The sequence below is a fragment of the Shewanella sp. SP1S1-7 genome (genome assembly GCF_031932105.1).
Classification (GTDB): Bacteria; Pseudomonadota; Gammaproteobacteria; order Enterobacterales; family Shewanellaceae; genus Shewanella; species Shewanella baltica.
In genome coordinates, this window is record NZ_JAUOEU010000002.1 from 131,082 (window position 1) to 153,788 (window position 22,707).

16 protein-coding genes are annotated in these 22,707 nt (G+C 36.8%); all 16 read right to left on the bottom strand.

Translation table 11 applies throughout. The annotated features are described in order from the left end of the window. Nucleotides 1-72: 72 nt before the first annotated feature. Nucleotides 73-7,470 (bottom strand): DUF1983 domain-containing protein, encoded by a 7,398-nt coding sequence (locus Q4Q49_RS02390; protein WP_311998537.1) that lies wholly within the window; start codon nucleotides 7,468-7,470, stop codon nucleotides 73-75. Nucleotides 7,471-7,502: 32 nt separating this feature from the next. Next, entirely contained in the window at nucleotides 7,503-8,036 is a 534-nt protein-coding gene (locus Q4Q49_RS02395; RefSeq protein WP_311998538.1) for a hypothetical protein, read from the bottom strand. After that, nucleotides 8,036-8,605 (bottom strand): hypothetical protein, encoded by a 570-nt coding sequence (locus Q4Q49_RS02400; RefSeq protein WP_311998539.1) that lies wholly within the window; start codon nucleotides 8,603-8,605, stop codon nucleotides 8,036-8,038. The genes Q4Q49_RS02395 and Q4Q49_RS02400 overlap by 1 nt, the downstream gene beginning before the upstream one ends. A gap of 193 nt (nucleotides 8,606-8,798) precedes the next feature. Further along, nucleotides 8,799-11,645, bottom strand: a complete 2,847-nt coding sequence (locus Q4Q49_RS02405) for a hypothetical protein (RefSeq protein ID WP_311998540.1) — start codon at nucleotides 11,643-11,645, stop codon at nucleotides 8,799-8,801. A 67-nt stretch (nucleotides 11,646-11,712) separates the two neighbouring features. Next, nucleotides 11,713-11,892 (bottom strand): hypothetical protein, encoded by a 180-nt coding sequence (locus Q4Q49_RS02410; protein WP_311998541.1) that lies wholly within the window; start codon nucleotides 11,890-11,892, stop codon nucleotides 11,713-11,715. Nucleotides 11,893-12,679: 787 nt separating this feature from the next. Then, nucleotides 12,680-13,558, bottom strand: a complete 879-nt coding sequence (locus Q4Q49_RS02415) for a hypothetical protein (RefSeq protein WP_311998542.1) — start codon at nucleotides 13,556-13,558, stop codon at nucleotides 12,680-12,682. A 177-nt stretch (nucleotides 13,559-13,735) separates the two neighbouring features. Then, entirely contained in the window at nucleotides 13,736-14,824 is a 1,089-nt protein-coding gene (locus Q4Q49_RS02420; protein WP_311998543.1) for a PIN domain-containing protein, read from the bottom strand. A 392-nt stretch (nucleotides 14,825-15,216) separates the two neighbouring features. Beyond that, entirely contained in the window at nucleotides 15,217-17,985 is a 2,769-nt protein-coding gene (locus Q4Q49_RS02425; RefSeq protein ID WP_311998544.1) for a hypothetical protein, read from the bottom strand. Between the two features lie 170 nt (nucleotides 17,986-18,155). Continuing rightward, nucleotides 18,156-18,521: a hypothetical protein gene (locus tag Q4Q49_RS02430; protein WP_311998545.1), complete on the bottom strand. Its 366-nt coding sequence runs from the start codon at nucleotides 18,519-18,521 to the stop codon at nucleotides 18,156-18,158. 23 nt (nucleotides 18,522-18,544) lie between these two features. After that, entirely contained in the window at nucleotides 18,545-18,880 is a 336-nt protein-coding gene (locus Q4Q49_RS02435) for a hypothetical protein (protein WP_311998546.1), read from the bottom strand. A gap of 92 nt (nucleotides 18,881-18,972) precedes the next feature. Further along, nucleotides 18,973-19,452, bottom strand: coding sequence for a hypothetical protein (locus Q4Q49_RS02440; RefSeq protein ID WP_311998547.1), 480 nt, complete (start codon nucleotides 19,450-19,452; stop codon nucleotides 18,973-18,975). A gap of 38 nt (nucleotides 19,453-19,490) precedes the next feature. Then, complete coding sequence (locus Q4Q49_RS02445) at nucleotides 19,491-19,865, bottom strand: hypothetical protein (protein ID WP_311998548.1); 375 nt, start codon at nucleotides 19,863-19,865, stop codon at nucleotides 19,491-19,493. Continuing rightward, nucleotides 19,862-20,410 carry an HK97-gp10 family putative phage morphogenesis protein gene (locus Q4Q49_RS02450; protein WP_311998549.1) on the bottom strand — a complete coding sequence of 183 codons (549 nt, stop codon included), beginning with the start codon at nucleotides 20,408-20,410 and terminating at the stop codon, nucleotides 19,862-19,864. Before Q4Q49_RS02450 ends, Q4Q49_RS02445 begins: the two co-directional genes overlap by 4 nt. 7 nt (nucleotides 20,411-20,417) lie before the next feature. Beyond that, a complete protein-coding gene (locus Q4Q49_RS02455) occupies nucleotides 20,418-20,738 on the bottom strand; it encodes a head-tail adaptor protein (RefSeq protein WP_261730701.1) in 321 nt (106 codons plus the stop codon). A gap of 8 nt (nucleotides 20,739-20,746) precedes the next feature. Then, complete coding sequence (locus tag Q4Q49_RS02460) at nucleotides 20,747-21,256, bottom strand: head-tail connector protein (protein WP_311998550.1); 510 nt, start codon at nucleotides 21,254-21,256, stop codon at nucleotides 20,747-20,749. Nucleotides 21,257-21,268: 12 nt separating this feature from the next. Further along, nucleotides 21,269-22,642, bottom strand: a complete 1,374-nt coding sequence (locus tag Q4Q49_RS02465; protein ID WP_311998551.1) for a phage major capsid protein — start codon at nucleotides 22,640-22,642, stop codon at nucleotides 21,269-21,271. Nucleotides 22,643-22,707 lie beyond the last annotated feature (65 nt).

The window sequence follows — 22,707 nt, forward strand, 5'->3', positions numbered from 1 at the left end:
TTAGAATTGAATTTAAATTTAAATGTGGAATGTTTTGCGTTTTAAAATAATGGGGGATTTCTCCCCCATCGTTTACGATGAATAGAATTGAAAGTCATCAGCTCGTACAGTTATTGTTGAACTATACGGAACGGTAATACCATTCACTGAACAAAATACGGTTAGCGTGAAATACTTCTGTAATGAGTATGGCTGACTATAGAACTTGTCTATTGTTAAATACAATGTCTTAATAGTATTCCGACCATTCACAACAGCAGGTTCATAATACAACTGTCCAACACAACCAGCACGCTGTACAGAAAATGCTTTAGGAACTGAGCCATGACTTACAATAGCATCATATACTGTTATATTAGGAAGTGTTTTTCTCACTAACTTGTGGTCATATGTTGCTACTTCCATCCAAATCTTAATGGTATTATTAGTACCAGCATTCATATTTAAGTTACCAACACCAGCAGCTTCAACATCAATCCATCCAAGTCCACTAAAGTTATTGGATATACAACGCTTATAATCACGTGCTATTTGTGTTGGTGGATTGGTATTAATAGTATCGTAACCATCACCAATAAAGTTATAACTTGCAATACGAAATGTCATTGTTGGGTTAGTTAATACGCTGCGAGTACTGCGTGTAACATAGTAACTTTCTTGTCCACCGTAACGTATACCAGATCCACTATCTGCTGAAGTTGCGGTTAAAAAGCCACTCTCACCAAATACAACAGTACCTTCAAGGAAGCTACCACTGATCTTAGAACCAGTAATAGTGCCGCTGATATTAGCGTTTGTGGCGTTTAAAGCCCCTTCCTTAGTTAACTGCCAACCAGACACACCAACCACATAGTTAGTTGAACGTATATCGTTAGCAATCTTAGCAAAGCTGATTGTCGCGTTAGCTATCTGAGCATTAGTAATCGCACCATTCGCTATTTGCGCGTTAGTAATTGATGCGTTCTGAATCTTAGCACCACTAATACTAGCGTTTTGAATAACGGCTTCGTTCAAATAAACAACATTTGATACAAGCTTAAATGGAGCGACACCACCACCGCCAGCACTATTAGCTAAGACAATACGATCGGCTTGAGCAATAAATGCTGAACCCATTGCACCTGAACTTAAACCAATACCTGCAACGTGTCCGCTAGCATTTACCTTAATAGTATATTCAGCTTTTAAACCGTTTACCGCTGTTGCTAAGGTATTAACGCTAGCTGTTGCACTGTTCATGCTGCTAGTTAACGATGTGACACGAGTACCCATTGCTGAGTCTTTAGTGTTAACTAAGTTAACAGCTTCATTAAACTTAGCTGTTGTTAACGCAGTTACTTTCACATCATTAGCATCTGAATAGGTCTTAGCATCAGTAAGTGCTTTGTTAGCTCTGTTCTGTGCATCAGTCTTTAAACTAGCTTCCATCGTAGTAACACGTGAAGTCTGTGCATTATCCTTAGTAGTAATAGTGCTCACAACTTCATTGTATTTCGCAGTTGCATAAGCTTGTGCAGCATTAGCATTCGATAGTGCGTTCACCGCTACCATAGGCATCATTGAAGTTAAACTTGGTTCGTTACCATCAATAACATCAACTCGTGGTGCCCAAAAGTATTGCTTAGCGTTAGTGTTATTTGAGTAATACAGATAAGCTCTTAATAATTGCTGAGTAATAGCTGTTGTAGTTTTATAATCAACACCATTAGCAACTCGCGCGCCTGTTTCACAATCATAAAGTCCGCTAATACCTGAATCAGCAGTAGCAGAGCTTGCTTGTAATACACCAACAAGCAAATACCACTTGTTAGCTTGTGGTAATACGCCATTCCAAAAATATGGGTTATTATCAATAGTGCTGCTTCCAACGCGCGTAACACCACCGCCAGCACAGCCTAAGTAAGTTGTTCCATTAAGTATTGAACGATTGACATAAATGCTATATCGGTATGACTTGTTATGATCACAATCGAATAATGCATTACCAATACCACCATCACCATCTGAGTTAGCATTTGAGTTAGTGCTCATTTCCCAAAGTACTGATTTAGTTCCAAATGCATCATCACCCATTACAAAACGGTTTTCGTCAGCAGCGCCATTTTGTCCCCAACCACAACTTGATGGGTGAGCACCTAATTTCCAGTTTGGAAGATATTTCTGTAATAGATTTGAACGGTTATTTAATTCAGATATAACAGCATCACGAGCTGCGTTTGCTTTGTCCTGTGAATCAGCTTTTAAGCTTGTTTCCATTGAGGTAACACGTGAAGCTTGTGCTGCGTCTTTAGTGTTAATCAAATTAACAGCTTCATTAAACTTAGCTGTTGTTAACGCAGTTGCTTTCGCATCATTAGCATCTGAATAAGCTTTAGCATCAGCTAGTGCTTTGTTTGCTTTAGCTGCTGCGTCAGTAGCTGATTGTACCTTAGCATTTGTTTCTGCTGAGTTAGCTTTGCTACTTGCGTCTGCTTTTGCTGCTGCTAGTGCTGCGTCCGCTTTCGCTTTCGCGTCTGCTGCCGCTGCTACTTTGGCATTTGCTTCTGCTGTTGCTGCTTTACCTGCTGAATCAGCTTTTAAGCTTGTTTCCATTGAAGTAACACGTGAAGCTTGTGCTGCATCTTTAGTATTAATCAATGATACTGCTTGGTTGTATTTTGCATCTGTATAGACTGTTAGTTCATTCTTAACTGCTTCAGATGATCCTACAGGGTCAGCACCAGCTATTGCCGCATCAACTTTAGCACTGTTACACCATATAGGCGCTTCAGATTGTGTTGAACTCCATAGTGATAACTGAGGCATTACATAAAATATAAATGAGTTAGATTGTCCGCTATACGTGTTGAACTTTCTAATTACACCTTTAGCATATACAGCACCTGTTGGCACGTCAGCATATGATACTAAACGTTGATAACCAGATAATTTATTACCTCCACTTACATTGCCTTCGTTATACATTAGCGGGCTGTTATTAATAGTTTTTCCGTCTCTATCAAAGAAGTAAATAAATGATGCTCCACGGCATCTATGAGCGCCAGTATATATACTGAAACCAATTCGCTGACCGACAGTGACTGATACTGGTAAAGTATGAGCATCAATATAAAAATCTGGGTTTGTTCCAACCATAGCATTTTGATATATTTGCCCAGTTAATCCACCGTAATCCAAACCCCAATCATCAGGTGATTCTCTTGAACCAAATGAAACATTATTTGAACCTAAATTACCTGCGGTTCCTTTAAACCCAATAGGTAAGCCATCAATGAACGCACGTTCAAAACCAGCATCAGGTATTAAGTTATATTGTGAACTCGCTTGCTGAACTGATGTTGATGCTTTACTTGCTGAATCAGCTTTTAAGCTTGTTTCCATTGAAGTAACACGTGAAGCTTGTGCTGCATCTTTAGTATTAATCAAATTAACAGCTTCATTAAACTTAGCTGTTGTTAATGCTGTTGCTTTTACATCATTAGCATCTGAATAAGCTTTAGCATCAGCTAGTGCTTTGTTGGCTTTAGTTGCTGCGTCTGTAGCTGCTTGAACTTTAGCATTTGCTTCAGCTGAGTTAGCTTTGCTACTTGCATCTGCTTTAGCTGCGGACAGTGCTGCGTCCGCTTTCGTTTTCGCGTCTGCTGCCGCGGCTACTTTGGCATTTGCTTCGGCTGTTGATGCTTTACTTGCTGAATCAGCTTTTAAGCTTGTTTCCATATTAGTAACACGTAAAGCCATAGCTAAGTCTTTTTCAGCTAACGTCGTGTTTACAGTTTTAATATCAGCCGTGTTTTTGTTAGCAGTAGCACTCACAGAATCAATACGTTTACCTAAAGCAGTATCAGCAGTTGAACGAGTTGTTATTTCAGTTTGAACTTTCCCATCAACACCGTTAACACTGCTTTGAACAGCATCAATACGATTTGATAAAGCAGTCTCTTTAGTTACTAAAGATGTGTTTACTGTGGTGATATCAGCAGTGTTCTTGTCAGCAGTTGATTTAACACTGTTAACTTGTGTCGTAAGCGCACTGTCTGCCGCTACACGCGCATTCTTCTCAGTTGTTACACTAGCAGTTGCAAAAGCCTTAGCGTTGCTCTCAGCGGCTGTTGCTTGCTGTGCTGCTGTTGCTTGTACTGTATCTACGCGAGTAGACATAGCACTGTTGTTATCACTAACCGTTTTACTCAAAGATGTAATGTGTGCCAGGTTAGCATTTGACGTTGAAACAACACTGTCAACACGCTTTCCTAATGCGGTATCAGCTGTTGCGCGTGCAGTTGCTTCACCAGTAATACTCGCACCATTAGCATCGTTAGCAGCTACTACACTATCAATGCGAGTAGCTAACGCGGTATCAGCAGTGGTACGCGCTGACGCTTCAGCACTAATGTCAGTTCCACGCGCTTTTGCTTCAAGCAATAACGCATTATGTCTAGTAGTTGCTTCGGCTGTTATTGCTGCGGCTCTATCAGTGGCTTCTTTAGAGATCGCTTTGCTTCTTGCCGTTGCTTCCGCTGTTATTGCTGTGGCTCTATCAGTGGCTTCTTTAGCGATTGCATCTAATGTGTCTTGAGCATTATTAATATCATCTTGGGCGCGTTTAATCGATTCATGTTCTAAACCTTTCTCAATGTTAGCAATAATGCCATTAACATCGATATCAGCGAGAGTGACTTCAGTTAAAACAGCTGTTGCACTTGCATATGATAGATTCAATGAATCGAATACATCATAGTGAGCAACTTTAAAATACCAAGTACCAGTCTCTAATGATCCGCTTACAGTATTTGAACCGTTTGAAATCAATGTACTCGCGCTTGGAGTAAAATTAGCAGTTTTACTCGCGTAAACAACTGTACCAGCATAATCGCTTTCAATTGGTTTGAATGTGCTCAAATGGAATGTGTCGTAGTTAACTTTAATCAACAAATTAACTGGAGCTGGCATTTGTGGATTCACAGCTTGAACAGTTGCACTAGTTGTTGATACTGAACTTGATTGGTTTACTGTTTTTACAATAATTTTAATCTCACGCGAAATACCATCTTGAATGTTCTTTTCAAGTGAATATATATAACGTGGGTCAGATACAGTTTCAGTTCTACGTAACGCAGTTCCTTTATAAACTTGTACTTGATATCCACTGATATAACGCGAGTACGTTTCACCAACACTTGATGGACTGCTTGCACTTGTGAATGGTTTAGTTCGTGTATCAGCCCAACTAGCTTCAAAAGTAGCTCCGTTGAATCCTGCTTGTAAACCAATTACGGCTGGCAATACAACAATATTTGCACTGATATTAAGCTGAGTAATCACATAGTCACTAGCTAAGGTTTCAAGCTTATTAAGTGCTCTAATACGGAAAGTATAATCACCAGTTCTTAGGTTATTAACTCGATAGCTATCACCAGTAACAGTAGCTAAATGTTCGAATTTAACGCCATTGTCTTTAGATGCCTTGTATTCAATTGTATAGTGATCAACTAAACCACTACCTGTTGAATCGCATACCCAAGATAAATCAACTGTACCAACACTATCAAACGCAACTTGTTTGGCGTTGAATGTGCTGATAGTTATTTTTTTAGCTGGTATAGCTGGCAACGTTGGTTCATATGGAATATTAAGTTGTAATACCTTAAAAATCTCACTGTCATAAATCAAACAGTTAAACGTTACAGTAAAATCATTATTGATTGTTTTATCTTCAATTGTATAAGTTCGATTAATGTTATTCTTTTTATCATTAACTCTGATAACATCACCAACTGCGTATTGTATTCCAGCTCGTGTTGATGTGAACTTGATACTGTCTTGAAGTTTACTTTTGTTCAGGAACATACTTGCTAAGTAATGAGCGCGTCCGTATGAATCACAGAAGTTCAGCTTCATTTCATTAAAGTTTTTACTGTTAGAATTACCACCGTTATAAGTGTTATCGACTGTAACTACTGTTTGTTCTTTATAACCAAAGTTAGGATCGCGGTACGTAGCTTGAACACCATTGTATTTTGTTTCACTATCACCAAATGCGTAATCAATTGAACCAATAATATTAGTGTCGTCAAATGTCTTTACAACTGTACTTGGCACAAAGCACTTCAGACGTTTTTTGCCGTTATAATCATAAAGACGCGCATTCATTTCAGCTAAAATGTTTTCAACGTTCTTATATTTTGTATCTTCTTGGTTAATAATGCCATTAAGTGAGAATCGTTTTTCAGATACAGTATTACCAGTTGGTTTGTTTTCAACTTCAAGTTCAACAGTCACATCTACATCTGAACCATCATAAGCAATAACAGCAATATACTCGCCCTTAGCGTTAATGATAATTGCATAGTTATAATAATCACCACCAGAGTTCCAACCACCGCTTTTATATGACAACGTGTTAATTAAAAGTATTGGATCTTTAATTTGGAAAGCTGGATCTGCAATGATTTGTTGGTTAAACGCGATAGCTGTCTTAGTATTTTCAGCTTTTGAGTTAGTAGCTTTTAAACCAACAACATTAAAGCCTTCATTAACAATTTGACCACGGTAATAATTTACACGGCCACGACTTTGAAAACGAGATGGACCGATATTAATTACTGTACCACCAACACCACTTGAACTCTTTTGAATCGTAGTTTTAGCGCTAGTGTTAGATAGTAAGTTTACACCTGTTTTGATATTAATCGGTTGATCGCACAATGCAGCTTGGTCAATAAAGCTCTGAATATCAAGCTCAGATGGATCAGTGTCGTTACCGTAGCGCTCGTTAGTTAAGTAATCATATAAACAATAAACTGGATTTGATGATAGCTCTTTTACACCAGTCTTTAAGTTCATTACAGCTATACCGTTCACTTTAAACTCAAGCCTTGGTTCCTCAGTGAATGCTGATAGATCATAAACAACTGCTACACTCGCGCTAGCTTTACCTAAGAAAGTGTCATCCCATTTTGGTGACAGCTTAGCAATAGTCAGAGGTGTGCTGGTGTAGTCAGTGCGACCGTATGAAACTTGCGTATAAATCAAACGTTGTTTGTTATCAGATACTGTTCCTAAAACATCAAATAGATCTTGATATGCTTTTGTATAGACAGTGGTGCGAGCAATAGGCCAACTATGCACTTTTACTTTCTTACCATCAATTTGTTGTATTGTTGCATCAAAAATAGAACTTGTTGTATCTGTGCCATTAGCATAAATGGCAGGTACACCTGTAATCTCACCTTCACATAGCGTATATACTTGAAGAAGGTAATCTTTGTTTTCGCCAATTAAATCTTGGAATACTAAAATGCCACCTAAACGTGTTGTTCCATATACAACTGGTTTGCGTTTATCACCAGTTTTAGTTTCTAAGTATTGGTCGTTATTAAGTAGATCCACATTAAAATCAGGAGAAGCGAAGGCAGTTATACCTGATAATGTTCGTTGTGCTGTTTCGTATGGATTGTGATTTAAAGCCATCCTTGGCCTCCTGTTATTAATAACCTTGTGTGTTATTTATTCTTACTCCAATTAACTTCCATATCAGTTTGAGCAGCGTATTTGAAAAAATTATCGTTAGGATAACGACTTTGCTGTTCACTGTTGTTAGTTCGGCTTGAAGCTTTACTTTTGATGTTCTTGAACTTGCTAGCAGTTTCAATAATTAAATCGGTAGATTTATCTGATGATTTGAATTTAGCTTTATCAATATACCCAGTGCTATAAACATAAGTACTTGTGATTCTGCCTCCTTCCCTAAATGCGATCAGAACAGTTATTTCACTTCCTAATACATCTGAATCAATAAAGCGTTTTGTAATAACTTCATCTAATCCGACAAGTGTTAACTTGATTCCTTTATTGTCGAGTTTGCTTGTTTCTTTTGAGTTATCTATTTTCTTAACTATGTTCAAGTGTGAGTATACTTGACCTTCGAACTCCAAATCAAATGGGCAATCAGTGTAATAAAACTCTCGATTACCTAGTTGTATTTCAAATAAGAAGTTCGCATATGCTGAACGTTTTTCTAAATCATCTGATAGCATTAGATATCCTCCAAAATATTAATTTTGAATTGCTGATAGTTACCAGTGTCTGGTTCAAGTGCGAAATCATTCTTTTTGATATAACCATATATATATGGTTCGAAACTTAGAGTGGTAGTTGTATCAATTTTCTGTCTTAGTTCGGGCTTAAAATGAACTAAATTACCTTCGACTTTTTCAATTACATACAATTTGTCGTGATTGCTAAAATTGAAATAACGTCCTTCTGGTACGATGCCGAAACTTGTTACTGATACTGTATTCTCACCTGCTGGTTGTACTGCTTTCACTGTTGCGCTTCGTGCATGAATCCGAGATAAGCATTGCGTACCTGTTGGGATCATTACCTTAAAGCTTTCACCTTCAATTGCTTTGCTTACTAGAAATGCGTATAGAGTTTTACTATCAAACTGGCTTTGAATTAAAGTTTCACCTTCAAATGCCCACTGATGATAACCTCTGTTTGTTCGAATAACTGAACCTGATAATGTTTCATCTGTAAGTATGTCGCATATTGACGTTAGCTTAATTGATTTATCACGCCAGCGTGTATTTGGTAATACTGCCATGTTGTTCTCCTTTGTTGGCTTGTATGATATTTATCAAAGGAGAATAATGGGTGATAGGTGAGTTAAAAGGCTACGATTATTGTGTCATATATAAGGATCTAAGGTTTTTATGAACCAATAATCGTAGCTTTTTATTATTTATTCAGCAATACTTAGCATTACTTCATCAACACTGGCATTCTTTGCCCTATAATTATTTTTCTGATTGAGATTTTTTAGCTTTGATCTTATCAACTGCTAATTTTAGATCTTTCTGATCTCTGCTTTGTTGCTTAGCTAGTACGTATCCAGATAATGTTCTCGCTAATACTTCGCTATAACGTACATTTTTCTTATTCACCTTAGTAACTTTCTGTTCGCTCAGTTGTATGTATCGCTTCAGGATTGCTGTTGCTGACTTGCTAGTTATTACTCCGTTCTCATACTTAGCAACCTTATCTAGATCAATATCAGTTGATTTTAGTGCTGGGTGCTTTCGGTATATGTCCATTATGCTTTCAGCTAATACAAGCTTATTGCTATCATTATACAAACGATCACCAAGGTTTATGTTAGTTTGCAGAAAGCTATATACTTGGTTCTCGTATGTTATACGTTTTATATCAGTTTCTACATTATTGAAATTATTTGTAATAAGCATATTGATCAAATCAGTCATGGAAATATAGTGTTTTGCTTTTAACACTTGATACAGCATACCAACTAAAACTTGTTCGGAGGCCTTATACTTTATTTCTTCAAGTACATCTTCAACAGTATCATTTTGAATACACACAATAGCAGCTTCAAGTGATCTCGCTAGTGCTTTAGCATTCTCCGCTTCGACAGCTTCGTCTATGAACTCTTGTTCTTCTTTAGTGAACTTGTAAGCTTTTGCAAACTTTAAGCTAACTATGTGATTCAAGATGCCTAAGTGCTGCTTATAGCTCTCAAAGTTCAAACTGTCGTATCTCGCCTTGCTATTTGATATCTGATTATCAATACCAACATAGTTCACATCAAAATCATCACTAGCTATTCGCACTAAGCTATAAGCGTCACAAATAAACTTTACATCATATAAAGTATGTTGAAGCTTTTTCGCTAGCATGTATTGAGCTTCTTTTGTTGGTGCTGACTGCAATACAATGTTCAACGCATTCTTTTGTGTCTCAGCTCTACTAACAACATCCTTACGGCTTAGAATACTATATTCTAAATCGGGTTGAACTGGGGATACTATATGTTGAACAAACACTTGTTGAGCTTTTCTGTAACGGTTCGATACTTGCTCAATACGTTCAACGCATTCATCGCCTACAACAAACACTTCAACCATATCAACAACGTTTTTGATGTTCATTCCTTCAACGATACTATATGTCCCAATAATACCATCATAGCCATTAGGTAGCTTCTCAGCAGTTTTCAAATAACGTTGATCTGCTTGGTCGCGAAGCTCGTCTTTATCATTAGAGGTGATTCTAAGTAGCTTCTTGGTAATCAGTTGCTCAAGCTTTTTGATTTGATCAACGTTGTTCCATAGCACAACAATACCATCAGCTTGTGATTCTTCAATTGCTGCGGCTGTATAGCTCAGTAGGTCGTTAGTAATTACTTTAGTTGTATACTTGGGTGTGTTTTTTTTCTGTACTCTAATAACTTTATCAAACTTTACATGGTAGTCATCAGCAGCTGATGTGCCAGACATAAACACAATATTCTTGAATAGCTTCAATTTCACAATGTCATATACAACGTTTAGGGTCTTCTCTTTGTATAAATCCATATACAAGCCATGACTTTCATCAACCCATAACGTTATGTTCTTTAGTGATGATAAATCATCACCAGCTTTATGTTTTTCTAACACTGTTGATAATTGGTTCCATGTTGCTAATGCACGTCCATCATCAATATTGAGTTTGTTCTCTTCTACAATATCAAGTTTGACATCAACAAACTCAATATTTCCTTCATTAGCTGATGTAACGTTTTGCTGAACAATGATTCTTAGTGGGCTTACCACCCAATTTGTTGGTCTGCGTGATGTAGAGAAGTTTTTGCCTGTACCGCAATCAGCGATCAATAAGTTCAAATATCCAAACTCAATAGAATCAATCACATCACCTAAATACTGCTCGCTTTCAAGGTTATATACTTGGTCATAAAATGAACGTTCCTTCTTGGCTGATACTGATACTAACTGTTTTTGTTCAGACTTATATAGTTGTACTTGAGCAATACTGTATAAGCGACCTGCACCATAAAATGCCTTATTCAGACGGTTATATTCAGTTAACCAATATTGTATGGTGTGGTTAGAGCCAGTTGCCATTATTAGTTGTGTTGCTGTATTCGCATCAATACCAACAGCTTTCATGCAACCTAAAAGTTTGTATCTCTCATTATGATTCAATTTTTCAGCTGGTAAGTATCGCAGTAACCCTAACACTAGTTCATCATTTGATTCAGGTGCTAATGTCACGTTGAACTGATTTTTTACTATTACTTTTTCACTGAACTCCAAAGCATCAAAAAGCTTACCATTGTTTGTTTTGAATACATATGATGATTTGTTCTTGGTTGATACAACTGGAGTAATCATATATTGGCAGTATACAAAACTAGCAGCATCAGCATAACTGAACTTCTTCTGCATTGAGTCTTTACGCAGGTTCCACTGTTCAAATGATAATGGAGTGGTGAGTGGCAGTATTACTCTGAACTTTGGCTTTTGTGGTGTGTGGCTAAATGTTGTGTATAGTAGATACGTATACTCCTTTAGGTCTGCTTCAACGGCCTCAATTGATACTTCTTCATCAACGTCTAAGTAAAAAAATTCACGTTGTACAGCGTTATCATTTTTTCTATAAGCTTGCGACATCAAGCAACCAATAAATCCTGTAGCCTTTAACTTGTCGTCACTTTCAAGTGGTGTTTCGAATAACTCGACTAGTTCATTCCACGTTGCCTTGTGTAATGACATATTTGGTTTAGTTGCAGATGGCACGAATCCAAAGTTATAAATAGTATTGTTGGTTGTGCTATTTTTTTTCATATAAACTCCATGTTGTGTAGAAGCCTCAGTTCCCGCTGGGGCTTCTTAATCTCTTTTTTGTTATTCATTATTTGCGTTTCAATAACATGCAAACACTTCTTTGTGGTACACCTGTAGCTTTACTTATGCTCATTTGGCTATAACCTTTATTAGCTAGTGCCTTTAGTTGATCAATAACTTCCTGTGTGTACTTGATTTTTGGACCGCGCTTTTGTGCTAATTGCAATGCGTCATAATTGATCTCCATCTTCCCTTCCTTTTATTTATCTTGTTGCTTGAAATACTGCTTAATATGCGTGAAAAAATGGGCTTAGCATTGCTGCTCGCCCTATGATTTATTATAAAATTCGCGTCATACCACAATTTTGATAAGACTTTTTGTCTTCTTCATAGTTATTTATGAATCAGGGGAATTATTTAGTGGTAATGAACGAGGGATTTGCTTTATTTTCAAGCGAGTTGATACATTGTTTTGCATGTTTTATAACTTTTAGCCATATGGTTTATTATAACAAATATAATGTGATTTGTTACGGCGGCCGTGTTGATGCACATTTGTACTTTAATTAGGGAAAAGCTACGATTATTGATTCATAAAAACCTTAAATCCTTATATATGACACAATAATCGTAGCTTCTTAACTCATCGTAAATTAATAAAAAATATACATGTAAGTAATAGTTAGATTCAAAAATTTGAAAGCCAATACAACTAGAGCCTGTGCGTCAATTATCTAATTTCTAGCTAATTTTTGTGTATAATAGAAGTGAGATGGGATAAAAAGTTAGAACAAACAGGAATAGTGACCATCAAATTTATTAGACTTCCAACATAGTAGATGTGTAAAAATCCAAAATGAATTCAACATCACAGCGATAACTTACCCTTGTACAAGATTCTGTTTAGAATTTTAAGTTCTAATTTACGACTATCTGATTAAAATTTCAATAGTATAACGCCCACCCAATTGCGCAGTACGTTATAAGTAAGTTGTTCGAATTACTCAAAACTACAAAAAACAATTTTAATGGCGTCAATTGCAGTGAGATATTAGTCCTTTTGTGTCGTCTACAATGTAAAAAATTGCATTGCCCCAGTTTTTTTCCATTAGATTTGAATCGATACTTTTGTTTACTTTATTTTTTTCAATTATCAAAGCTTTGACTGTTTCAATATTTGCAATTTCCGCATCAATCTGGCTTTGGCAAAATTTTATTATAAAAACAGGAGGTAATCTCCCTCCAACTCTGAATGTTATATATCCATTTCCTTCCATTTCCATTCTTGAATGAATCTTTATATTGTCTTCTGTCCCATCAATATCACTAACAAAGCACCTTAATCGTTCAAAAAGTTTAACGCCCATCATAAACTGTGCTTCACTAGATATAAAATTTGTAATCTGGTTAACCTGTTTACAATAATCATTAATTGTACTAGGGGTTACTGGGTATCTAGTTTCTCGAATAATATAACTACTTAAAACTTCGAGTAGATCGCGCTCTTTACATGATAGTGGGAAATGCAAGTCTAAAACAAGATTTAACAGATTGTGACTATATGATCTCACTTTTTTCTCGAGCAATTTCTTAGGCGCATTTATTAATAAAGACACAACACCAGATTTTAAAAGCAATTCAAGTGCATATCCTAAAATAAGCACGCTAGATTTATTAGCTGATTCCTTAGTATTTAATATTTCGAAAACATCTTTGGAAGTAAGCTTTTCTCCATCAATCTTTTTTTTCGCTTTTAATGTATCGAATTCTAATTGTTTATTAATAGCACATTCTCTTAATAACTTTGCACTGATAAGCTTCCCATCAGCCTCTTTAATCCAGTGGTATTTATTGAATATACCGTTTTCACCACTAGATTTTAACGGTATTTCCATCAAATTATTATTTTTCAAATTTAAACCTCCATTTTTCGAGGTACGCCTGTTAGTGCTCACTCTTAGCACTGCAGCAGGCAACCCCTGCCACTCAAATTGCTGTGTAATTACGTGCCAACCACACAGGATGCTTTAGATGATTGTTATATTCACAACTAAGTTCAGCTAAAAAATTAGATAAATTACCACTTAAATCTAGCTGATCACACTAATTATTTCACTTCTATCTTCATTTAATTCAAATGCTGATTCAGTAAAGTCTAATTCTGTAATTTCAGCATTAGCTCTTATCCCCTCCATATAATCAATACACACATAGGCCGAAAAAACTTCTGTATGCTTTTTAGTTACGTGACTATATAGTAAAAAAATATAAACTTTATCTTCTGAATCCCAAGGTGAACGGTCATAGTCTGCAATAGAATATTGAGCCTTTAAGATGACTTTAAAATCAACCTCATACTCCGCTTGCTCACCAGATACCGAAATTATATTTTTGTTCTTTATACAAATTGACTCAATTTCAATTTTGTATATTTCATCGTCAAAACCATTCGCCGCATCAGAATAGAATTCAGAATCGCCAATTATCCCTTTGGCACTTTCAATTAAACTCGCCTCTAGCTGTTCAAAAATGCTATCTGCAAATTTAACAGGTTCATTTAGCTCCTCTTCATTCCTCACTACCAAATCTAGAAATTTATCTACACTGTTTAAATGAATCAAATTATCCAAAGTCTCTGCATATTTCTGCATATCCCCATCATCGCTGATCACATATAAAGTTTGGCCTCTATCCTTACTTATTTTAGATACGGCTTCTAAAACAAACGCATCAGGAAATTCAGATTTTTTATTTGCTCCTCCAAATGGAGGTTCCGATTTAAAATATTTATCGAAAACAATTGATGAGTCAACACTTTTTATATCAACAATTTCTGCAGAACTCTTATTTAGAAAGTCTTCAAATCTTCCCAAAACTATTTTATAAATATCTTCTGGTTTTACTTTCTCAAAAATACCATGACACGCAAGCTCAGGTGTATTTCTTAAGAACATAGCGTCGTATTGTATTTTCTTTATTGCTTTTGCGGACTCTTCAGACTTTTGTAATAAGTGGGCTTTTATTTCGTTGATCGTAATTTGAGTAATTAAGAGGTGAAGCCTGTCTGATTCAAGAAAATCACAAAGCTTACCTAACGCATGCTCGTTAAACTGATAATTCTTTCTTTCATATGCTGATGTATCAACGAAAACTAATCTACTTTCTAATTCAGCGCTCATAAGTTACCTAGCTATATAACGTATTAGTATTAGTGCGTATGTGCGATTACCTCATTAAATCAGTAAAAACGCGCATGATTATATTAAATAATAACTTATCAGCTTTTAATAAAATACACCATTCGAGATAACGCAAAAACGCGTATTTTAAACCTACCCTAACCAGCGTAAGAACTAAGGCGTTGATTTTTATATTTTTTTCAGTTAATAAAAAATAGAATACACCTAATAGTTGTACGACTATTGGAGTGTTGCGAAGAATATAACCTCTATAATCAACTATGCTGCTCTACTAAGAACAGCATTGAACTATTCTAGAATGGTTGAATTCGAACTTGAAAAATAAAAGTACGCAAAAATTATGGTAGGAGTAATCTAGCCCATTAATCTTCTTAGTTTGAATGCTTCTGAATCATTTCTTGCAGATAACCCTCAATTGAATCCATTTGATCAATCACTGATTTACTATCTATAGCTGATATTTGAACAGTTAAGTTCATATTCGGTTTCGATTGAGTATCATTTGATTTAAGAGATTTCAAATTACCAATAGCCTTAGCCTCATGTTTTGGGATAATAATCTCACCCTTCTCAACATAAGCTGTACCAGTACTTGGTATTTCACCACCATTATGGAACTGACCAATAACACTAGCGCCAGCACCAGCTGCAGCAGTCATACCACCTGCCATACCACCCGCTAACCCACCAATCATGGCAGCAAACGCTGGCGCACCAACGTTAATAGGCCACGGAGCTGCGGCAAATGACGTTAAAGCGTTTAATGATGCTTCTGCTACCTTCTCAGTGCCTTTAGCTGCCGCCGCCTTAGCGTTAGTCTTACCAGCAATTGCAGCATACATTTTATCAATCAAGAACATCTTAACTTTTTCAGCAATGTATTGAACGGCCATTTGCTTGAATATGTTCTGCATACTCTTACCAAAGTCATCACCATTCACCATCATATTAGCAAAGCTTTCACCTACGCCATCACTAATACTTTCCCACATCCCCCACATATCTTCTTGAAAGCCAGATAATGACTCAGCCCATACTTCGCGCTGTGCTTCAAAATGTTCGCTTTCCATTTCAGCTCTAGCATCAAGATACTCTTGCTCAGTTATAAGCTTATCTTCAAAAGCTTGTGCTAGATTTTCAAGTTCTATTTCCTGTTTGATTTGCAATGCTTCAGTTTCTAACCCTAAAGCCTCAAGTTTATTAGCACGTTCAAGTGCTTCAGCTTGCGCCATTTCAATACGTGCTGCGTTAGCATCTTCTTCAGTTATTAAACCTGCTGCTTGTTGGTCAGCGAGTTCTTGCATATCAAGCTTACGTTGCATTGAGTTACTTTTCTCAACCAAGCCAAGCTTAGATAATAGATCGATCTTTTCTTGAACATATGAACGCTCTTGTTCAGCAATTTCTTCACCTAATTGCAGTCTAGCTTCACCTGCTTTAGTGCTAGTAATCTCACCCTGTTGTTCAAGCTTGTTAATCTCATTAAGCCGTGATTGGAATCTTAATGCATTAGCATCTTCCGCTAATCCAAGTTGCTCCAATGTTCCGATCTTATTATCAAGTATTTGCTTGTTATAATCGGCTAGCATTATAGCTTGAGCTTTAGTTTCTTCTGCTTCATTTAAAAAACCATTCTTTCTTTGTTCGGCTATTTTAAGAAGTGATTCTTTATATGTGTTTTCAATAGTAGCTCTTGCACCAGCAGCACCAGCTATCATTGCATTGTATTCAGCCAACGCATCTTTACGGCCTGTACCGCTAGTATCTTCACCAGTACCATTATTAACTGACGTTGGAGAAGTCGCAGTTGATACAGCCGAACCAGCATTATTTGCTATATCTTTTTCGAGATCTTCGAAGAACTTTAATGTTTTTTCGCGAGAAGATTTTAATCCACCTGCAAAACCAGAATCAACAGATGTAGATATTTGGCCTTTTAATGATTGTATACTAAGCAGTAATGCATCAACTTCACTTTGTCTCTTATTAACAGTGTCATTATTGTTATTCAAACGAATATTATAAAGCTCAGGCAACGGCTTTTCGCTCATTACTTTCTTTGTTACATCACGTGCGGTTAGTGCTTTAGTCAAACTTTGCTCAGCTTTAGCTAGTTCCTCAGAACGTTCTTTTAACTGTTTTTCTAATTCCCCAGTGGTCATTTCAAGCTTGATTGGCTCTGCATCAGTTCCTGGCATGTTTGCCCAAGCATTATGTACTTCTACCACAGCTCGATAGATGTTTTGGAATGTGTTTACAAGGAACTCCATAACATCATAAACAGTGCAGGTGATGGCTTTAGCTGTGTCTAATGCCCACTTACGCAACCCGCCTTCCTTACTTTCAATCTCAAGCAAATAATCGCTAGCCATTTTCATAATAGGCTCAAGTACTGGCGCAAATGCAACACCAAAGCGTTCTCTGATAATGCTGATTTGTAAGCCTAGCTTTTCCCAAGTTTTGCTGGCTGAGTTAAGCAGTGCTATATCAGTTTCAGTAACGAAACCGCCCATTGCTTTATAGTCTTGAATGATGTCATTTACGCTCTTGCCGCTTGCTTTAAGCGCGTCCATAACCTTCAGCAGTGCATCACTACCTAAGGCATCTGCGAACTGTCTACGGTTGTTCTCTGACATATCCTTAGTGGCATCTGCGAACATTTGTAGCTGTTCCATCGGTCCAGCCATATTCCAACGCTTTAAATCGATGTTTACTGAGTCAGTTAAATCTTTAAATGCACCGCCACCGGTAATGGCAAGTTCACTAATCTTTAAATTAAGATCTTTTAATGCGCTCCAAGCGTCATCAGCTGATACTCCAAATGTAGCTAGCTGACTTGTTAGTGCTCTATATTGGTTTACGTTCACGCCTATCTGACGTGCTAAGTTAACTTGTTCTTTAACGTTCTTAGCGGTGTCCATTGTATTAGCAATAATACCGGCACCTAATGCAGTAACAGCTCCTAGTCCAATCTGTAAGCCTTGGGTCATAATGCCGCCAGCTGCTGACCCAATACCCGCTAAACTTTTACCTATTTCATTTGTATTCTTCTTTGCGCTTGTATTAGCGGCAACCAATGCTTGACTGAATCGAGCAGTGTTCGCCACTAAGCTAACGCTTAATGTTGCAATATTTGACATATGAAGTCCTTTTCATGTGTGGTGTGATGAAAAAGCACTGATTTTTGGTTCATAAAAACCTTAATTTCCTTATATATGACACAGGAATCAGTGCTTTTTATTATGATTTTAAAATCAAAAAAAAAGCCCCGAAGGGCTTTATAACGGGATGATCCCAGTTTGAGATTTGTTTAAGATTTGTTTAATGCGAGGGCAGTACGTGATGTGGATTCAGACACTGATTCAGATTCATTAACAGCTTCTTGTTCATCAACTGCCATAGCAAATAATGCGTTGAATGCCTTAGCAACTCTATCTTCACTTGTTTCCACTTTTTCATATTGAGCATATTGTTCGGGAAAAATATCACTTGGTTTAAATGATTTACCCTTAGTCATATGAGGTGCAGATAGAACATCAATCATTCTATAAAATCTTCGAGTTTCCCACTCAGCACCACATTTATTTTCAGTACAATATTCAGCTAATATTAACTGATCGTCATACGGCATAGCTCTGATATCACTTGGAAGTTTTTTAAATACATCACATAACAAAGCTATCGTATGATCCTTCGCGTTTAATCTACCTTCGCTAAGTTCTTTCCCAGTGGATCTTTAAGCCATTCAAAGATAGTTTCTGATAGTTCTAATACTGCTCCTTGATCTAATGCATTAAGATCATCATATGAACTTAGCACTTGTTCGCCTTCCGCAGTACGTAACCAATAGATAATACCCTTTGGAAAAATCTCTTCAGGCTTATCTAGGTTTTCTTTAACGAATGCCTCGTGATCAGCCACTGACATACTTTGAAGATAGATAACTTCACCATTTGATAACGTGCGTTTATATAAACGCGGTTTGAACATTGCGCTCAATAGTTCATTTGTTTGGGTTTTAGCTTTCTTAGCCATTATATTCTCCTTAGAGCAATAGGTCTCAAACTGGTTGCTCATTCGTTATTGTTTATTTTATTTGTAAAATACTTATGCTTATTTATAAAAGATTAGAAACCTTTTAATGATCTGCGTGGCGCGCCAATAATATTCAGAACGATAGTTACTTGACGAACACCATCAGCGGCTGTTGAAAAGTCAAATGAACCTAATTGACAATCAACGGTTAAAATTGAGCTTTTCTTGTATTCAGCAGTTTCACCCATTTCAACAACAGCGGTATGGGTTGTGCCTGTGTCGTATGCAGCTTGTAAACGAGCTAAACCAGCGTCATCCATAACGTAGTTAACCAGTAACGTGTATGGACCAGCAGTTTTGATACCTGATAAGTTGATTGCATAGCCTTGGCTATCATAACCATTAGCATATTCATTCACGGTTACTGTGCCAGCAGTATCAGTTAAACCTGAAATGTCCGCTAGATAACCAACTAAGTTAGCTTGTACTGCCACATCAGCAGTTGCTCCACCAAAAGCACCAACGAATAATCGAGTTGGTAAACCTGTACTTCTTACACCTGTAGTAGCCATCCATGGCCTCCTATTTAATTTTGTTTAATGTGTTTAATTTATCTATTATTCATTGTTAGATTTATATCTGTAATGAACTGATATAGTTTTGTGTCGTTTTCGAATATTGGCTGTTGTTCCATTAAATTAACGTTCAATACTCGGTAACTCTCTTTTGCACTATTGATATCACCTGAATACCCATAGAATTTATCGAATATCACTCCTTGTAATATACGACCATTTAAAACTGACTTGTTGTAAACTGATATTTGAAAGTTCACGTGGTAACGTGGGTCCATTGCAGCATTGAATTGGTTAGCTAATGGTGTAATGACAATAAAGTTATCAATTGCACTTTCAGGTGCTACCATAAAATAAACAGGAACCATTGACAGTTTTTCAAGTTCATCTTTTAAAGCAATATCAATCACGGATTACCTCCTTTTGCTTTATTTGCAGCCTTAGCCGCTTTAGCAACTGCTCTTGCATTCTTAGCAGCAATAACCATTGATTCACGTATTAAACCTAGTGATAAACTTTGTTTAAATGTGTTGATTACTGAATCTTGATTATTTTCTAATGCTGGTCGTAAGAAGGGAGTTGCTTGTTGTTTACTTGATCCGAACTCAGTAGCTAAGATATAAAATCGACTGTCTATGTCAGTACCAGTGTGTTTAATGCGTTTGAAGTTACCAACTTTAAAAGCCATTGTTGGCTTATCAACACCAGATATATTCAATTCACGGCATTCGCGCTGTATTGCTTTCTCTGTTTTGTATGTTGATACACGCAACGACAATGAGTCTCGCAAGACTTGTGTATCTTGTGGCACCAATGCTATAGCTGTATCTAAAACTATCTTCATAGCTTCTTTGCCAGCGTTCCTCAGTATCTTCGTGCCTGCTTTTAAACCAATCTCTGCAAGTGCATCGTCAAGTTCTTTCAAGCCGTGAACATTCGTAAGCTTATATTTCATACGAACCTCACTTTAATGCTTGAGCAATGATCACTAGCTCGCGATTCATATCATCAACATTATCAACAGATAAAATCTCTAACTGAATATTGTTATATACAATGATATCGGTATTAAATATTTCAAGCGGATTGTAACGGGTATGGATCGTGTATCTTGTTTTTTGCTTTTTGACTTGCTCAAACAACGTTTCGTCTAGTTGTACCTTAGTTACATTTGCATAAATGGTTAATACTGATCTTAATTCGCTTGTTACTTGACCAATCTCATCAATAATTTCTGTTGCTCTGAATAATTCACAGCGTTTGTTAAGCTTCCCTGCTTGCATACAACCTCCTAGAAACATCTGTACTTAGCTAAAAGATTCTCAACACCAAATGGTATTTCTTTTAGATTAAGTTCAGTTTGTTGCTCTCTATGTTCATAGAAAGTTCCAATTATCAGTAAGATTGCTTGTTTAATTGCAGCGGGAACTTCTAAAACATCATCAGTTCCGACAATAAAGTTAATTACAACTTCTGCTGATTCGTTGAACGTAATACTCTTTTTAATATAACTGACTTTGTACTCGGTTTTATCTAATAAAATATCATCAACATAAACACTTTCAACGGATTTTAAATCTCCGAACAATAGTTTTACAGGTTGATTAGCTTTTACATTTAGCTCCATAGCCATGTGAGTAGTCATTATTTTAATATTGCAGTATTGTTCAACGTAATCCGTAGCAGCAAGAATCAGCGAATCCAAATATTCATTTTCATTTTCATCACTGATTCTTAAATGTTGAGCAACTTTTTTAAGTGAGACTGGGGATAGTTCAGGTCTTTTAGTGACTATGTACATATCCCACCTCAATTACTTAATGCGGAACAGTTTCAACAGAGTTGTGTCTTTAACGATTGTGCCTACGCGAGTTTCATAATAAAGCTGGATGTTGCCCGGATTTGTATATGGGTTTTCTTGCGTGAATGATTCACCAATTGACAGCAATTCAAACGCTTCACCTAAGTTACCGAACACCATTGGGATTTCACCAGTAGCTACTGCACCTAAGTGGTATTCAATTTCAACTGGGAAAGTGAACAAAGTACCAGCAGCTTTGCCTGAAATATCAGGACACAGCAATGGACGAGCATCAGCATCACGCAGTTTCATTAATTCTAACCAACCAGCTTGTGATACATAGAACTTACAACCTTCACGAGCACCAGCATCAACAGCTGAGATCAATGCTAAAATAGCGTCTTGAACGTTAGCAGAATAAGTAACACCAGTACCAGCAGCTAATTTACCAGCAGTGCTTGATTCGATAACTTGGAAATAACGTAAATCGCGCTCATCATCTGATTTAAATGATTCAACAGCATCAACGTGGCCTAAAATACCTTTTGGTTGTTTCTTAGCAACATCACCTTTAACTAGCGATTCATGCACACCGCGACCAATTTGGTTAGCGATATCAGTTTTCAGATCACCATAAATGTCGATCTTTGAATCATTAATAGATTCACGAGTAATGAACGGGTAAGCAGCAGTTTTACCAGTGGTACAAACCACTCGAACACGCTGAGTAGCTGCGGTATTCGTCATGCCAGCGTTTGCAACGTCTTCATCAATCCAGACAGTTTCTGCGTTTTTGGTTTTAATAAAGCGGTCAAACAGTTTGCTTGATACTGAACGGACACCAACATCACGTATCATTGCGCCTCGTGAACGCATACGTTCAACAACTGCTAGGTCAAAGTCAGTTAATACAACTTCAGCACCGTTACCTTGTTCAACAGTGTTTAAGCCTTTTTCTAAGAATGCTTCGCCTTGTTGTGCTGATTTAAGACCTGCACGGATAGCAGCATTAAAAGTTTCTGATTTGGTTAATTCTACATCTACATTTTTTTGAGTCATTGTTTTACGTCCTTGTTTTGCAACTAATGCGTCCAGTGTTTGCACAGTTGATTTAATTGATTGAATTTCGGTATCGAGTTCGGATTTAACGTTTTCGATATCTGATTTCATTTCAGATTTAACTAGTTCTGCGCCATCCATAGCGGCAGTTTTTACTAATTCGATATCAGCTACTAAACGAGTTTCAATATCTGATTTGATTTGTTGAACTGATTCTTGAGCTTCTGATTTAACTAACTCAATATCAGCTTGTGTTTGTGTTTGTGTTGCTTCTTGTGCTGATTTCATTTCTGAAACTGCATCAATGATTAAATCGAGTTTATCCATGTAATTCCCTTTACTTGTTTCATCTGCATCCCGCAGACGTGTTTATACGAACGCATCGCGCTATT

What these genes read in the sequence shown, in the direction of transcription:
- Q4Q49_RS02390 (WP_311998537.1), bottom strand. Translation starts at nt 7,470, where the DNA reads ATGGCTTTAAATCACAATCCATACGAAACAGCACAACGAACATTATCA.
- Q4Q49_RS02395 (WP_311998538.1), bottom strand. Translation starts at nt 8,036, where the DNA reads ATGCTATCAGATGATTTAGAAAAACGTTCAGCATATGCGAACTTCTTA.
- Q4Q49_RS02400 (WP_311998539.1), bottom strand. Translation starts at nt 8,605, where the DNA reads ATGGCAGTATTACCAAATACACGCTGGCGTGATAAATCAATTAAGCTA.
- Q4Q49_RS02405 (WP_311998540.1), bottom strand. Translation starts at nt 11,645, where the DNA reads ATGAAAAAAAATAGCACAACCAACAATACTATTTATAACTTTGGATTC.
- Q4Q49_RS02410 (WP_311998541.1), bottom strand. Translation starts at nt 11,892, where the DNA reads ATGGAGATCAATTATGACGCATTGCAATTAGCACAAAAGCGCGGTCCA.
- Q4Q49_RS02420 (WP_311998543.1), bottom strand. Translation starts at nt 14,824, where the DNA reads ATGAGCGCTGAATTAGAAAGTAGATTAGTTTTCGTTGATACATCAGCA.
- Q4Q49_RS02425 (WP_311998544.1), bottom strand. Translation starts at nt 17,985, where the DNA reads ATGTCAAATATTGCAACATTAAGCGTTAGCTTAGTGGCGAACACTGCT.
- Q4Q49_RS02435 (WP_311998546.1), bottom strand. Translation starts at nt 18,880, where the DNA reads ATGGCTAAGAAAGCTAAAACCCAAACAAATGAACTATTGAGCGCAATG.
- Q4Q49_RS02440 (WP_311998547.1), bottom strand. Translation starts at nt 19,452, where the DNA reads ATGGCTACTACAGGTGTAAGAAGTACAGGTTTACCAACTCGATTATTC.
- Q4Q49_RS02450 (WP_311998549.1), bottom strand. Translation starts at nt 20,410, where the DNA reads ATGAAATATAAGCTTACGAATGTTCACGGCTTGAAAGAACTTGACGAT.
- Q4Q49_RS02455 (WP_261730701.1), bottom strand. Translation starts at nt 20,738, where the DNA reads ATGCAAGCAGGGAAGCTTAACAAACGCTGTGAATTATTCAGAGCAACA.
- Q4Q49_RS02460 (WP_311998550.1), bottom strand. Translation starts at nt 21,256, where the DNA reads ATGTACATAGTCACTAAAAGACCTGAACTATCCCCAGTCTCACTTAAA.
- Q4Q49_RS02465 (WP_311998551.1), bottom strand. Translation starts at nt 22,642, where the DNA reads ATGGATAAACTCGATTTAATCATTGATGCAGTTTCAGAAATGAAATCA.